Below are 14143 nucleotides of genomic sequence, written 5' to 3' on the forward strand. Positions count from 1 at the left end.
CTATTCGCGATTGTGTGACGTGCCAGCGGCGACCGGCCGCCTGCGGAAAACAGCATAAATCAACAGGCCCGAGAGCATGACGAGCATCCCCGACAGCGATTGCACGAGCCGCTCGGTCAACAAATAGTACATCATGAACCCGGTCACGAGCAGGAAAACGAGCGGCGTGAACGGGTATCCCCAGGCGCGATAGGGCCGCGGCAAATCGGGATCCGTGATGCGCAGCTTGATGACGCCGGCGACCGTGAAGAACGAGCAGAACAGCAGCGCGAACTGGATGAAGTCGAGCACGGCCTCGAAGCTGCGCGTGAACAGCAGCAGATTGGCGACGGCGAGCTGAAACAGGATCGCATAGGCCGGCGCGCCGCGCACCGATCTCTGCGAGAACACGCGCAGCGCCGGAATGTCCTCCCCCATCGTCATCATCACGCGCGGGCCGATCCACATCATCGCGCTGATCGAGGAGATCAGGCCGAAACAGATCATCGCGCCGACGATCCGGCCGCCGAGATTGCCGAAAATCGCGCTGCCGGCGACGCTGGCGACGTCGAGCTGACCCGCGAGCGCGCCGACCGGCGTCGAATGGAGAAACACCGCATTCAGCGCGACGTACAGCACGAGCACGATCAGCGTGCCCGCGAGCAGCGCACGCGGCAGGTCCCGCTGCGGCATGTTCATCTCGCCGATGATGTAGGTTGCGGCATTCCAGCCCGAGAACGAATACATCACGAAGACGAGCCCGATCGCGAAGGGCGCGCTGACGATATGCGCGAGATCGCCCGCCTGCGGCGTGAAGGCGATCGGCTGCGGCACGCCGACAATGAATCCTGCAACCAGGAAGGCAACGATCAGCACGACCTTCAGGATGGTCGAGATCAACTGGAAGGTCGAGGAGTGCCTGACCCCGGTCAGTTGCACGAGCGAGACCAGCCACACCACGGCGATGGCAAGCGGGATCGGCGGCACACCGGGCACGACCGATTTGGCGTATTCGCCGAAGGCCATCGCGGCGAGCGCGACGGGTGCTGCAAAGCCAACGGTCGCCGACACCCAGCCGGCGAGAAAGCCGAAGGCGGGATGATAGGCGCGGCCGAGGAAATTGTACTCGCCGCTCGAGCGCGGAAACATCGCGCCGAGCTCGCTGTAGGAGAATACCCCGCATAGCGCGACGATGCCGCCGACGGTCCACAGCAAGAGGATCGAGAAGCCTGAGGGGATGTCCTTGACCTGGAAGCCGAGGCTGGTGAAGACGCCGACCCCGATCATGTCGGCCACGACGATGGCGGTTGCGACCAGAACGGAGACCCCCGACCCGCGTCCGGTCAGCCGGCCGGTCCAGGGTGCAGTACCCGCATCTGATGCCGTCATCGCCGTCCTCAACCTCAGGCGTCACGCCTCGTGGGAAGCATCGTGCAGCTCGGTCCAGTCAATTCAAGCAGGGTTAACAAGGGTTAAATGAGGCGGGGCCAAATCGGTACTGCAGCACCATTAATGCACCATCCGGGCAATAAAGCTTCGTAAACACCGGGACATCCCGCCTCCCCCCCCCCACAATCACGACACGATTGCGTGGTCCCTTCGAGCGTTCCGGATGTGGGGAAGTTTCTCCGGACACTTAACGTCGCCTAAACGCCCGTCGGCTCAATTGCCTTAATGATTGCCGATGGACTTGTGGTCATGACTTGGGGTCATGGGTGAATGGTCGGGGCCGTTCCGAAACCGAGAGCTGACATCCGCGCCGACCGGACCACGTCCGGCGCACGCGGTCGTGCGCTTCGGACCGCTCTGATCTCAGCCTTGGTGCCGTTGTCGCTGACGCTGGTTCAATGCGGCAAGGCGCCCAATCCGGCAGCGCTCGCGGCGAACTCGCAGGCCAATGTCCAAGGCAACGTCCCAGCCAACGTCCAGGTCGTCGCGAAGACAAGCCAGCAAGTCGCAAGCGGCGACACGTTCGAGGATCGCTTCCCGGCCCCCCAGTTCAAGGAGCGCTTCCCATCCGCGAGCGAGGGTTTTCTGCAACGGCAGATGTCCGACTTCTCACCCAAGCGCGCCGTGCAGCAGCAGCCGGAGCAGGCGCCCTACAAGGTCGCTTCGCTCGCGCCGCAGGCCCCCTACCAGCGTCCGCCACGCGAGGACCTGACGACGCTCGTCAGCATGAAATCGTCAGCTTTCCCCTATTTCGGCAACAACCCTGCCTCCGACGCGCCATTCCTCAACATCTCCAAGGGCGACCGCCGCGGCCACCGCAGCTATTCCGGGCGCGTGTTCTGGCAGGACGAGACTTACAACGACAACCGCGTCTTGATGCACGTGCCCGAACATTTCGACGTGCGGAAGCCCGGCGTGATCGTGGTGTTCTTCCACGGCAATGGCGCGACGCTGGAGCGCGACGTGCGCGACCGCCAGCTGGTGCCGCAACAGATCACCGATTCCGGCGCCAATGCCATCCTGCTCGCACCGCAGATGGCGGTCGACGCCGCCGATTCCAGCGCAGGAAAATTCTGGCAGGCCGGCGGCCTCAAGCGCTTCATCGACGAGTCGGCGAACCATCTGGCCCGGCTCACGGGCGATCCCAACAGCGCCCGCGCCTTCGCCAACATGCCGATCGTGATCGTCGGCTACAGCGGCGGCTTCCTGCCGACCGCCTGGAGTCTCGAGGTTGGTGGCATCAGCGACCGCGTCCGCGGCGTCGTGTTGCTCGACGCCGTCTATGGCGAGATGGACAAGTTCGCCTCATGGATCGAGAGCCACCGCTCCGGCTTCTTCGTCAGCTCCTACACCCGCTACACCGCGCGGCGCGACCGCGAACTGATGAGCACGCTGCGGCAGAAGGGCATCACCGTCTCCGAAGACATGGACGGCCCCTTGCGTCCGGGCAGCGTGGTGTTCGTCGAAACCGGGGACGGCATCACCCATCGTGACTATGTCAATCGCGCCTGGACGCAATATCCGCTCAAGGACGTGCTGGTGAAGATGTCAGCGACGCCGGCACTGGCGCTGACGCGCGTCGCAGCTACGGCGTCATCCGCATCGAGTCGCTGATTGGACGTGACTCGCTAAGCCTACGTCTGTCGCTCAGCTCTTTGGCAGCTTCGGAATGCTCTCGGCAAACCCATTGAAGCAGGCCAGCCGCTCGTCCTCTTCCTTGAAGAAACGGCAATCGGCGTAGCCCTTGGCCTTCGCCGGCTTCGGCTTTGGCGCCGGGGGGATCACGGCGTCGTAGCAATTGAGCCGGTCCTTGGTGCCGTCATCGAGGTCGAGGCAAGCCTGGAGCCGCGCCGCGATCGATTGTGGCTTGCCCTTCGGCGCCGCGGCCGGCTTGGCCGCCGCCTCCTTGGTCCCCGCCTTGGTGCCCTTGGGCTTGACTTGCACCAACGGCTTGTCCCCGACCATCGGCGGTGGCTTGTCGGCTTGCGCGAAAGCGGAGGCTGAATAGAGCACCGCGACAACCGCCAGAATCATCCTCATTTCAGTCAACCCTCTTTGGTCCCCATGCCTCGCCTTCTAGCGCTCCCGCGCGCGGTTTGCCAAGCACCTTGCGCACACGGACACGCTTCCGTTCAGGCCGGGGCGGCAGTTGCCGGCTGGGGCCGGGTCAGGACCACCAGGATCAGCGCGACCACGACGAAACCGACCGCGACGAAGCCGAGCGTGTGCAGGAGCCCGCGGGCGAACAACAGTCCACCGACGGCAGAGCCGATCGCCTGGCCGATATAGAGGACGGAGGTGTTGAGTGCGACAGTCGCCGATGCCAGCGATGGTGCGGCCGAGACCAGCCGCACCTGCTGCATCGAATTGGTCGAGGCAAAGCCGAGGCCCCAGATCGCGACCGCACCCGCCATCAACGCGAGCGTACCGGCGCCGAGCGCCCAGCCCGTGATCCCCGCAAGCAGCAGGCAGGTGAACAACAGCGAGGTGCGATAGGGTCCTGATGTGTCGACGATGCGGGTCGCGATGACAACGCCGAGGAAGCCACAGACGCCATAGAGAGCGAACACCAGGCCGATCGCATCGGGCCCTGCGCCGGTCAGCTTGTTGAGCAGCGGCCCCATGAAGGTGAACACCACGAACTGCCCGGACATCTGCAACATCGTGATCGCAAGCAGCAGCAGGATCGTTCTGTTGCGACCGACCGCGCTCCAGGTCTTCAGGTCCACCGGCGCCCCCTTCAAGCCCGCCGGCAGCCGCATCAGCAACAGCAGCAGGCTGACGCAACCGAGCGCGCCGATCCCGCCATAGGCCGCGCGCCAGCCATAGCGGCTGGCGATGAAGGTGATCAGCGGCAGGCCGACGGCGGCAGCGAGCGACCAGCCGAGAAAGATGTAGGCAATCGTGCTGCCGCGACGCTCCACCGGCACGATCAGCGCCGCCGTGCCGGCGGCCTGCGGCGTGTAAAGCGCGCCGACCGCGAGCAGCACCAGGCGGATGACGAGGAGGCTTGCATAGTCGGGCGCAAAGGCCGAAGCGAGGTTGCCAAAGGCGAGCACCGCCAGCGTCGTGGTGAGCAGCGCCCGGCGCTCGATGCGGCTGGTGAGCCAGGCCGTCAGCGGCGAGCCGATGCACAGGATGACAGCCCCGAAGGTGATCAGGAGCGCGGCCGCATGGATGCTGACGTCGAGCCCCGTCGCCAATTCCGGCAGCATGCCGGCCGGTGCCAAGACCGAGCAGCCGGTGACGAGATTGCCGAGCATCAGGGCGGTTGGCGCGAAACGGCCGGCGCGTGCATTTTCCATGCAAACGCATGTAGAACCGCCTTGCGACCAGTTAAAGGGCATTGCCCGGAATAGTTCGTGCAGCGCCCCCGCTTTTGCGCGCCGTTTTCTTGGAAATGCCGGATTGCGCAGGCCGAATCGCCTGATATATCGCTCGTTCCCGCTTACCTGCGCTCGTTCGCAGGAGTGAGCCTCAGGAGACATGCCATGACCGACCAGCCCACGGACCAATCCAAGGACCAATCCAAGTCCGAGCAGCCCAAATCCGAATCCGGCTTTCAGTACAGCCTCAGCAATTTGAGACCCGTGACCCCGCCGGAAAAAATCACCCTCACCTTCCCCGACGGCGCCCGGCGCGAATACGCCAAGAGCATCACCGGCCTTGAACTTGCCAAGGGCATTTCGCCGTCGCTGGCCAAGCGCACGGTCGCGATGGCGCTCGACGGCGTGATCTCCGACCTCGACGATCCCATCGAAGCCGATGCCAGGATCGAGCTGATCAACCGCGACGATCCGCGCGCGCTCGAGCTGATCCGCCATGACTGCGCCCACGTGCTTGCCGAAGCCGTGCAGACGCTGTGGCCGGGCACGCAGGTCACCATCGGCCCCGTGATCGAGAACGGCTTTTATTACGATTTCTTCCGCAACGAGCCGTTCACGCCGGAAGACTTTGCCGCGATCGAGAAAAAGATGCGCGAGCTCATCGCGCGCGACAAGCCTTTTACGAAGGAGGTTTGGGATCGCGAAAAGACCAAACGGGTGTTCCGCGACAAGGGCGAGGCGTTCAAGGTCGAGCTGGTCGACGCCATTCCCGGCAACGAGCCGATCAAAATCTATTACCAGGGCGACTGGTTCGATCTCTGCCGCGGCCCGCACATGACCTCGACCGGCAAGGTCGGCAACGCCTTCAAGCTGATGAAGGTGGCCGGCGCCTATTGGCGCGGCGACAGCAACAACCCGATGCTGACTCGCATCTACGGCACGGCATTCGCCAAGCAGGAGGACCTCGACGCTTATCTGAAGCAGATCGAGGAAGCGGAGAAGCGCGACCATCGTAAGCTCGGACGCGAGCTCGACCTCTTCCACTTCCAGGAGGAAGGCCCGGGCGTCGTGTTCTGGCACGCCAAGGGCTGGACCATCTTCCAGCAGCTGATCGCCTATATGCGGCGACGCCTCGCCGGCGACTACAGCGAGGTCAACGCCCCGCAGATCCTCGACAAGTCGTTGTGGGAGACCTCCGGCCATTGGGGCTGGTACCGCGAAAACATGTTCGCGGCGCAGTCGGCCGGCGAGGAGGCCGAGGACAAGCGCTGGTTCGCGCTGAAGCCGATGAACTGCCCCGGCCACGTGCAGATCTTCAAGCATGGCCTGAAGAGCTACCGCGACCTGCCGCTGCGGCTCGCCGAGTTCGGCGTGGTGCACCGCTACGAACCGTCCGGCGCGATGCACGGATTGATGCGCGTGCGCGGTTTCACCCAGGACGACGCGCACATCTTCTGCATGGAGGATCAGCTCGCCGACGAGTGCCTGAAGATCAACGAGCTGATCCTGTCGACCTACGCCGATTTCGGCTTCACCGGCGATCTCACGGTGAAGCTGTCGACCCGGCCGGAGAAACGCGTCGGCACCGACGCGATGTGGGATCACGCCGAGCGCGTGATGGCGACGGTGCTGCGCGAGATCCAGTCGCAGAACAATCACATCAAGACCGAGATCAATCCGGGCGAAGGCGCCTTCTATGGGCCGAAGTTCGAATATGTGCTGCGCGACGCCATCGGCCGCGACTGGCAGTGCGGCACCACGCAGGTCGACTTCAACCTGCCGGAACGGTTCGGTGCGTTCTACATCGACCACGACAGCGGCAAGAAGCCGCCGGTCATGGTGCACCGCGCGATCTGCGGTTCGATGGAGCGCTTCATCGGCATCCTGATCGAGCACTATGCCGGCAACTTCCCGCTCTGGCTGTCGCCGGTGCAGGTGGTGGTCACCACCATCACGTCGGAAGCCGACGAGTACGCCAAGCAGGTGTTGGAGCAAGTCCGGCGTGCGGGACTTCGGGCCGAGATCGACCTGCGCAACGAAAAGATCAACTACAAGGTCCGCGAGCATTCGCTGGCCAAGATTCCGGCACTGCTCGTGGTCGGCAAGAAAGAGGCCGAGACGCAGTCGGTCTCGATCCGCCGGCTCGGCAGCGACGGTCAGCAAGTGACGACGACGGCGGAGGCCATCGCCGCCCTCGTCGACGAGGCGACCCCGCCGGATGTGAAGCGGAGCCGCGGCGCGGCCTGACATCTGAAATCGGTCTAAACTCGCTTTCGGTTGCGGGCGTGCATTCCTATGTGGGGACTGCACGCCCGACGACCAGCCGAAGAGGAAACCGCAGTGCCCGATGCCATCGAACTCCTGAAGACCCGCCGCTCGGTCAAGCCGCGCGAGATGTCCGGACCCGGCCCCTCCCCGGCCGAGCTCGAGACCATCCTCACCATCGGCGCGCGCGTGCCCGACCATGGCAAGCTCGCGCCCTGGCGCTTCATCATCTTCGAGGGCGATGCGCGCCAGCGCGCCGGCGAGGTGATCGCGAAGGTGTTTGCCCGGAAGAATCCCGGCGCGGCGGCGGCCGATGTCGAGACCGAGCGCAAGCGCCTCACGGATGCGCCGCTGGTGATCGGCATCGTCAGCTTCACCAAGCCGCATCCGAAGGTGCCGGCCTTCGAGCAGGAATTGTCGGCCGGCGCCAGCGTCATGAACATCGTCACGGCCGCGACCGCGCTCGGCTACGGCGCGTGCTGGCTGACCGGCTGGTTCGCGTTCGATCGCGACGTGCTGGATGGCCTCGGCCTCAAACCGGACGAGAAACTCGCCGGCTTCGTCCATATCGGCAAGCCGACCAGGCCGAGCGAGGACCGTCCGCGACCGGTCCTTTCCGAAATCGTGACGCGATTTTAATCGAAGGCGTGTTGACGCCTTCGACGTCTTGCGGCTTTGATCCCGGCAAGGGAGGAAGCCCGGATGAAGCGTCGTGAATTTCTGGTCGGAGCCGCGCTGCTGGCCGGCACGATGGCGCGGGCCCGCGCCGCCGACATCCCCGCTCCGTCGTCCGAGGGGCTCGACCGCATCACCGCGTACTTTGACAACGAGGTGACGAGCGGCCGGCTGCCGGGCGCCGTGGTCCTGGTCCAGCAGCACGGCAAGCCGGTCTATCTGAAGACTTTCGGCGTGCGCGACACCAGGACGGGCCTCGCGATGACGCCCGATACGATCTTCGCCATCCACTCGATGACCAAGCCGGTCACGTGCCTTGGCGCGATGATGCTGATCGACGAGGGTAAGCTCGCGCTCACCGACCCGGTGTCGAAATACGTTCCCCTCTTTGCCGATACCAAGGTGGGACTTGAGGTCACCAATCCCGACGGCACGTTGCATCTGGATCTCGTGGCGCCGATCCGTCCCGTCAACATCGAGGATCTGCTGCGGCACACCTCCGGCATCAGCTACGACTACATCGGGGGCAAATGGGTCGAGCAGGCCTACAAGGCCGCCAATATCTTCGAAGGTCAATTCGACAACAGGGAATTCGCCCAACGCATCGCGAAGCTGCCGCTGGCGCGGCAGCCGGGGACCCTGTGGCGCTACGGTCATTCCACCGACGTGCTCGGCAGCGTCATCGAGATCATCTCGGGCCAGACGCTGTACGCATTCCTCAAGCAGCGCATCTTCGATCCGCTCGGCATGAGCAGCACCAAGTTCGCGCTGGCGACCGAGGACGAGCTCGCGCGGATGGCGCGGCCGCTGCCGAACGACAACATCCTGCTCGCCGCCGAGCGCGAGCGCCTCGACCATCCCGAATGGCAGTCCGGCGGCGGCGGGCTGCTCTCGACCATCACCGACTATCAGCGCTTCGCGCAGATGCTGCTCAATGGCGGCGAGTTCGACGGCAAACGCTATCTGAGCCCCGCCGCGTTCAAGGCCATGACGACCGATCACGTCGGGCCGGGCTCGGGCGTCGGACGCGATTACTTCTATTTTCCGGGCGACGGCTTCGGCTATGGCTATGGCCTCGCGGTGCGGACCGATCCCGGCAACGCCAGACCGCCGCCGCCGGGCTCGCTCGGCGAGTTGAAATGGGACAGTGGCAGCGGCACCTATTTCGGCGTCGATCCCAAGCTCGACATGGTCTACCTGCTGATGCAGCAGACCCAGAACGAACGCAGCCGCATCACGCCCGCCTTCAAAGCGCTGGTCTATGATTGTTATCCGTCCGAGTTACGCCGCCCGTGAAGCACGCTGGCCGAAATCGGCGAGCAGCTTTGCGATCTCGGCCGCGGGCCGCGCAGCGCTGAACAAGAAGCCCTGCACTTCGTTGCAGCCTTCGGCGCGCAACCACGCGAGCTGATCCTCGGTCTCGACGCCTTCCGCGGTCGTGGTGATGTTGAGGCTGCGGCCAAGCCCCGAGATCGCGCGAACGATCGCGACGCAATCGGGCCGCCCTGCCAGATCCTTGACGAAGGAGCGGTCGATCTTGATCTTGTCGAAGGGGAAGCTGCGGAGATAGCTGAGGCTGGAATAGCCGGTGCCGAAATCATCCATGGAGATGCTGACGCCGAGCTCGCGCAACTGATGCAGGATGGCGAGATTGGCGTCGGTCTCGGCCAGGAAGATCGACTCAGTGATCTCCAGCTCGAGCCGCTTCGGCGACAGGCCGGACTGCGCCAGTGCCGAGATCACGACCTGAACCAGATTGCGGCTTCGGAACTGCGCCGGCGACAGATTGACCGCGACCTTGACGTCGACGGGCCATTTCACCGCCTCGGAGCAAGCTACGCGCAGCACCCACTCACCAAGCTGGGTGATCAGGCCGATGTCCTCGGCGACCGGAATGAACTCCGCCGGCGAGATCATGCCCTTGTCGGGGTGATGCCAGCGCAGCAGCGACTCGAAGCCGGAGATGCGGTCGGAGGCGATCGAGACCAGCGGCTGGTAGTGCAGCTCGAACTCGCCATTGGCAAACGCGCGGCGCAGATCGAGCTCCATGTCACGGCGCTTCTGCGCCTGCAGATCCATCTCGCGCTCGAAGAAATGATGCACGCCGCCGCCGTCGGATTTCGCCCGGTACAGCGCCATATCGGCGTTGCGCATCAACTCTTCCGACGTCGTACCGTCGCCCGGCGATAGCGCGATGCCGATGCTGGCGCCGATCACCATCTCCTGACCCTCGATCTCGTAGGGCGCCTTCAGCAGGTCGATCAGCAAGCCCGCGCAGGCGCTGGCCTCGTTGGGCGTGACGTCGGCCGCCAGGATCACCGCGAACTCGTCACCGCCGAGCCGGGCCGCGAGATTGGCGCCGCGGACCGCGGTGCTCAGACGGGTGGCAACCTCCTTCAACAGGCGGTCGCCCACCGGATGGCCGAAGGAATCGTTGACGTTCTTGAACAGGTCGAGGTCGAGGTAGAGCACGCCGACCCGCTTTCCGCTGGCCTGGTCGAGCGCCTGCTTCAAGCGCTCCTGGAAATATTCGCGGTTCGGCAGATCGGTGAGCCCGTCATGGTGCGCCATGTGGGCGATCCGCGCCTCGGCCTTGCGCCGTTCGGTGATGTCGACCACCGCGACCAGATATCCGTCGCGATCGTCGAAGGCGACGCGGCGGCCGAAGGTCAGCACCTCGATCTCGCTGCCGTCGGCGCGCAGATGCCGCCAGTTGCGCGAGGAGTGATAGGCGTCGCCGACGCGTTCGAGCGCCTCGGCGTGGCTGCCCCATTCGTCCTGCGGCCAGATTTCGTGCAATTTCATGCGCAGGAAGGTGGCGCGGCTGTAGCCGTAATGCTGGACCGCGGCGTCGTTGACGCTGAGAAACTGCTTGCTCGCGGCGTCGAACACCCACATCGGCATCGGGTTGTTGTCGAACAGCAGGCGGAAAGAGGCGTCGCGCCGCTTCAACACAGTGACATCCGAGATCGTCAGCGAGACCACGTCGGCAAACGCGGTGGCGCTCAGCCGGAGATGGCGTCCGTCGCTCTCGATCTCGAGCTGCTCGCCGCGACCGCCGGAGACGGCTTTGAGCAAGAATTCCATGACTTCAACCGAGGCCAGCAGCGTGTCCCCCTCGCCGATGCGGCGCCACAGCAGGCTCGCCCCTTCGGCCTTCAGCAGCAGCGCCGCACTCTTGTTGTGGTGCACGACCTGGAGATCGAACGGCTTGCCATCCGCGTCGCGCAGCGTCGCCAGCGAGACCACCGCGTCGTCGGTCGAAGCGAAGATCGCGTCCAGGAGATTGTATTGCGCGCCGCGTTCGTTGATGTAGGCGCCGACCAGCGTCGCGCCCCAGCGCGATGCGGTCGGAAGCGCCAGCACATCAAACGTCCTGACCATGCCGTCGCGCACGCAATGGGCGCTGGCCAGGTGTGGCCGCCCGTTGGCGAGCGCGCTCGCCGCGGCTTCCAACAGCGCGGTAGCGCAATCGGGCGAGAGCGCGGCAACCGGGATGTCCCAGCGCTCTTCGCCGAGCCATTTCTGCACGTAGCGTCCGCTGCGCGACAGTTCGAGCGCGCCGTCGCCCTTGAGCAGCGCGATGTGGTCGGCGAGCCGTCCCAGGCTGCCGAGCATCACGTCCTCGTAGCGCGGCAGCCGTTCGCCCGGCTTCAACGCGGCACGCCATTTGCGCTGAAGCACCGGGATGTCGTCGAACATTTCGGCGGCCGGTTTTCCCGACACTTTCTTCACGGCACTCATGGCAGTCCCCAACGCACTTTCCGCTGCATCCAATGCAGCCGCGCTTAACGGCGTGTAAAGAGCGCACGAGCGCGGGTTCCGTTCGGCGATTATGACAGTTTAAAGTCGGGCGTTGGTTAGTGGGCGTTAGAGACTGTGACGGTTTTGCGAAGGCGTTGCGTAGGAGGCGCGTGAGACCGAAGCTTTGGCGCACCGCTGCATCAGCATCGTCATTGCGAGCGCAGCGACGCAATCCAGAATCTCTCCGCGGCGGCAGACTGGATTGCTTCGCTGCGCTCGCAATGACGGAGTCTCTGGGCGGCAGCGTCACGCTTCCATTCACATTTTCGATCGCAGACGCACCTTCGCATCCTCGCGGCGCATTCGCCCGAGCTTTGCTTCGATGCCTCACCCTCAAATGAAAAGAGGGCGCAGGGAAGACCGGGTGCCGGCTGGCACCCGCGGTCCACTGTGCGAGATTGTCGTAAGAACATTGCACAGCGGCATACAGGTGAAGCCTGAACATCCGGCCTTCCCTGCGCAGTGGTTTTACGGCTTTATGTCGCGCTCTCCCCGGGGAGCGATGCACTATTGCCCCCGTCGCCTTGCGGATGGCTGATGCACGCGCCCCGGTTGGGCCGCGACATCACCGCAACGCTTGGCGCACAGACCCCGGGCGCCAGGACCACACGATTTCGCCGTACGCCGATCACACCGGTCGTGTGCGCGGCGGCTTCGCTCACGGTTGCCCGCCCTGCGAAACCCTTCGCGCCGATGTGGCCCACGTCCACCGCCGTCCGGCCCGCGTTCGTGACGATCGCGATACGCCCCTCTTCCTTGGGCCGGAGTGAGGCGAAATATACGTAATTCCGAAATTCGGTAAAGTGGAATATTTTGAGCCACGCGGGTTGACCGGCAGCTTGGGTGTTTTGCCCGACGGGCAACGCGATATCTTGTAGCCCGGATGAGCGAAGCGACATCCGGGATTCCTACCACGAGCTGTCCCGGGTATCGCTTCGCTCACCCGGGCTACGAGACCTACCGGACTGCACGCGAGTCGCGACTAGTCCTCGCTGGACGTCGCCAAGCGATTGCGCAGATGGGCCTGCGACAACAGGAAGAACAATGCGCGCTCGCCATGATATTTGGCGGACGGCCGGGTGCGCTCGAAGCCATCGGCAAATTTCTTGCCGGATTGGTCGCACACCTGCCACCGCCAGCCGAACCGCTTACGCCTGGTGAGGATCACTTCGAACATGCCGACGAGCTTGGCCCCTGCTCCTTGCCGGTCTCGCAGACGCACGAGCCTGCTCCGGCCTCCCCCGTTGGAGTGATGTCCGACATATAACGCGGCAGGATGGAAAGCGAATAAAATTGATTATCGGAAATAGGTATCTTGCACCGGCTGTGAGCAAGTCGCGGCGACGCTGGAATAAGCCGGCGGTGCCGGTGTTGATCGGTCCTGCTTGGTAGCGCTGACAAAGCTACTCAAATCGCAACACCAAACGGAGCAGCGGAGAGCATCTGCTTTGCACACGGGACTGGCGGTAATGAGATATGGGGGATCCGTGCGCTGAATGAGAAGCGTTCACCAGACACGGAGATCAGCGTCAGGCCGCATGCGGTATCACCGCTCAAGCACTACCGCGCGACGACTTCCACCTCGCCGTCGACGCCGTTGACGACGTTGAAACCGCGCTCGTAGACCTTGCCCTCGTTCTTGGCGATGGCGCGGTATTCGCCTTCGGAGAGCACGACGCGCGGAAAGGCGCCGATCGATTCCTTGATGACGTCGCCGCCCGGGGTCAGCACCGACCAGGCAGTGTTGGCGAGCGCTTCGCCGCCCCTGTCGCTGACGAGCTTGAGCGTGATGACGGCGGCGCGGTGGGTGATGGTGACGTCGGTGAGCTTGCTGGCCTGGACGCGGATGTCCGAGCGCACCACCGAATTGGCGTCGCCGTAATTCGAGATGATGTAGTAGGTGCCCTCCGGCAGGAGCACGACGTCACCTGCGGCGACGTTCGGCACCAGGGAGGCGCGCTCGCCGGATTCGAACTGGCTGCCCTTGTAGATCGCGAACGAGATCTGGTTCTGCGGAATGCGGCTGGTGCCGACGCGGCCCTCGATGCGCAAGCCGCCGGCGGGCAGCACGAAGGATTCCCGGTCGGTTTCGGCCTTCAGGCTGACGGTGCGCACCGCGCTGACCAGGCCAAAGGCGACGTGCACGACGTAATTGCCGGGCGGCAGCACGATGTTCGGCGTGGCATTGCGGTCCTCGCGGATCAGCTTGAAGGTGCCGTTTTCGTCGGGACGATCGGCAAACACGCGCCAGACCAGGCCGCTGGTGATCGGCGGGGTGTCCTTGCCGTATTTGGCCGTCAGCGACAGCACGCCCTGTCCGGGCACGGCCGCGTTGAGCGGCGGGGCGGACGGCACGGTCGTGACCGCGGGCGGCGGCATGCTGGGCGTGGTCGGCTGCAACAGGGTCGGCGGCAGGCTCGGTGGTCCGGCACCCGGGCCGGAGGGCGGCGCCAGGCTGACGGCACCGCCGGGATCGGGCACTGAAGCCGGCGGTACCGGCGGCGGACGATCGGAGAAAAGCTGCGCCTGCGCAGCATTTTGGCCAAGGGTATAGAGGCAGGCAGCAAGGACCAAGGCCGGCAGCAGCGATGCGCTGCGCCGCCATCCGATGATGCCGTCACCCCCGAGAATCATGCCACCTGCTT

Annotated in this window: 11 protein-coding genes; 4 read left to right on the plus strand and 7 right to left on the minus strand. The window is 64.6% G+C overall.

The window, feature by feature from the left end; all coding sequences use genetic code 11:
• Entirely contained in the window at positions 1-1368 is a 1368-nt protein-coding gene (locus FXB41_RS26430; protein ID WP_007602618.1) for an APC family permease, read from the minus strand.
• A 330-nt stretch (positions 1369-1698) separates the two neighbouring features.
• Here FXB41_RS26430 and FXB41_RS26435 point away from each other — a divergent pair, with 330 nt between their 5' ends.
• Positions 1699-3042 (plus strand): alpha/beta hydrolase family protein, encoded by a 1344-nt coding sequence (locus tag FXB41_RS26435; protein ID WP_007602614.1) that lies wholly within the window; start codon positions 1699-1701, stop codon positions 3040-3042.
• 33 nt (positions 3043-3075) lie between these two features.
• On the opposite strand, the gene FXB41_RS26440 is transcribed toward FXB41_RS26435, so the two are convergent.
• Positions 3076-3468: a hypothetical protein gene (locus FXB41_RS26440; RefSeq protein ID WP_219683825.1), complete on the minus strand. Its 393-nt coding sequence runs from the start codon at positions 3466-3468 to the stop codon at positions 3076-3078.
• 92 nt (positions 3469-3560) lie between these two features.
• Positions 3561-4733, minus strand: a complete 1173-nt coding sequence (locus tag FXB41_RS26445; protein WP_219683826.1) for an MFS transporter — start codon at positions 4731-4733, stop codon at positions 3561-3563.
• A 186-nt stretch (positions 4734-4919) separates the two neighbouring features.
• Here FXB41_RS26445 and thrS point away from each other — a divergent pair, with 186 nt between their 5' ends.
• The 3 genes from thrS to FXB41_RS26460 all read left to right on the plus strand — a co-directional run bounded on the left by thrS (position 4920) and on the right by FXB41_RS26460 (position 8990).
• Positions 4920-7001, plus strand: coding sequence for a threonine--tRNA ligase (thrS, locus tag FXB41_RS26450; protein WP_219683827.1), 2082 nt, complete (start codon positions 4920-4922; stop codon positions 6999-7001).
• A gap of 93 nt (positions 7002-7094) precedes the next feature.
• On the plus strand, positions 7095-7658 hold the full coding sequence (locus FXB41_RS26455; RefSeq protein WP_007602608.1) for a nitroreductase family protein: 564 nt from the start codon (positions 7095-7097) through the stop codon (positions 7656-7658).
• A 63-nt stretch (positions 7659-7721) separates the two neighbouring features.
• Complete coding sequence (locus FXB41_RS26460; RefSeq protein WP_007602606.1) at positions 7722-8990, plus strand: serine hydrolase domain-containing protein; 1269 nt, start codon at positions 7722-7724, stop codon at positions 8988-8990.
• On the opposite strand, the gene FXB41_RS26465 is transcribed toward FXB41_RS26460, so the two are convergent.
• The 4 genes from FXB41_RS26465 to FXB41_RS26480 all read right to left on the minus strand — a co-directional run bounded on the left by FXB41_RS26465 (position 8976) and on the right by FXB41_RS26480 (position 14132).
• Positions 8976-11438, minus strand: coding sequence for a putative bifunctional diguanylate cyclase/phosphodiesterase (locus FXB41_RS26465; RefSeq protein WP_219683828.1), 2463 nt, complete (start codon positions 11436-11438; stop codon positions 8976-8978). The genes FXB41_RS26460 and FXB41_RS26465 overlap by 15 nt on opposite strands.
• Before the next feature lie 536 nt (positions 11439-11974).
• Positions 11975-12397, minus strand: coding sequence for a hypothetical protein (locus FXB41_RS26470; protein ID WP_219683829.1), 423 nt, complete (start codon positions 12395-12397; stop codon positions 11975-11977).
• Positions 12398-12480: 83 nt separating this feature from the next.
• Positions 12481-12720, minus strand: a complete 240-nt coding sequence (locus FXB41_RS26475; RefSeq protein WP_007602597.1) for a hypothetical protein — start codon at positions 12718-12720, stop codon at positions 12481-12483.
• A gap of 338 nt (positions 12721-13058) precedes the next feature.
• The gene (locus FXB41_RS26480) at positions 13059-14132 is read right to left on the minus strand and encodes an RgsD C-terminal domain-containing protein (RefSeq protein ID WP_219683830.1); all 1074 of its coding nucleotides are present in this window, start codon (positions 14130-14132) and stop codon (positions 13059-13061) included.
• Between the last annotated feature and the right edge of the window lie 11 nt (positions 14133-14143).

Origin of the sequence: Bradyrhizobium canariense (genome assembly GCF_019402665.1) — a bacterium.
Lineage (GTDB): Bacteria > Pseudomonadota > Alphaproteobacteria > Rhizobiales > Xanthobacteraceae > Bradyrhizobium > Bradyrhizobium canariense.

What these genes read in the sequence shown, in the direction of transcription:
- FXB41_RS26430 (WP_007602618.1), bottom strand. Translation starts at nt 1,368, where the DNA reads ATGACGGCATCAGATGCGGGTACTGCACCCTGGACCGGCCGGCTGACC.
- FXB41_RS26465 (WP_219683828.1), bottom strand. Translation starts at nt 11,438, where the DNA reads ATGAGTGCCGTGAAGAAAGTGTCGGGAAAACCGGCCGCCGAAATGTTC.
- FXB41_RS26435 (WP_007602614.1), top strand. Translation starts at nt 1,699, where the DNA reads ATGGTCGGGGCCGTTCCGAAACCGAGAGCTGACATCCGCGCCGACCGG.
- FXB41_RS26470 (WP_219683829.1), bottom strand. Translation starts at nt 12,397, where the DNA reads ATGTCGCTTCGCTCATCCGGGCTACAAGATATCGCGTTGCCCGTCGGG.
- FXB41_RS26440 (WP_219683825.1), bottom strand. Translation starts at nt 3,468, where the DNA reads ATGAGGATGATTCTGGCGGTTGTCGCGGTGCTCTATTCAGCCTCCGCT.
- FXB41_RS26445 (WP_219683826.1), bottom strand. Translation starts at nt 4,733, where the DNA reads ATGGAAAATGCACGCGCCGGCCGTTTCGCGCCAACCGCCCTGATGCTC.
- FXB41_RS26480 (WP_219683830.1), bottom strand. Translation starts at nt 14,132, where the DNA reads ATGATTCTCGGGGGTGACGGCATCATCGGATGGCGGCGCAGCGCATCG.
- thrS (WP_219683827.1), top strand. Translation starts at nt 4,920, where the DNA reads ATGACCGACCAGCCCACGGACCAATCCAAGGACCAATCCAAGTCCGAG.
- FXB41_RS26460 (WP_007602606.1), top strand. Translation starts at nt 7,722, where the DNA reads ATGAAGCGTCGTGAATTTCTGGTCGGAGCCGCGCTGCTGGCCGGCACG.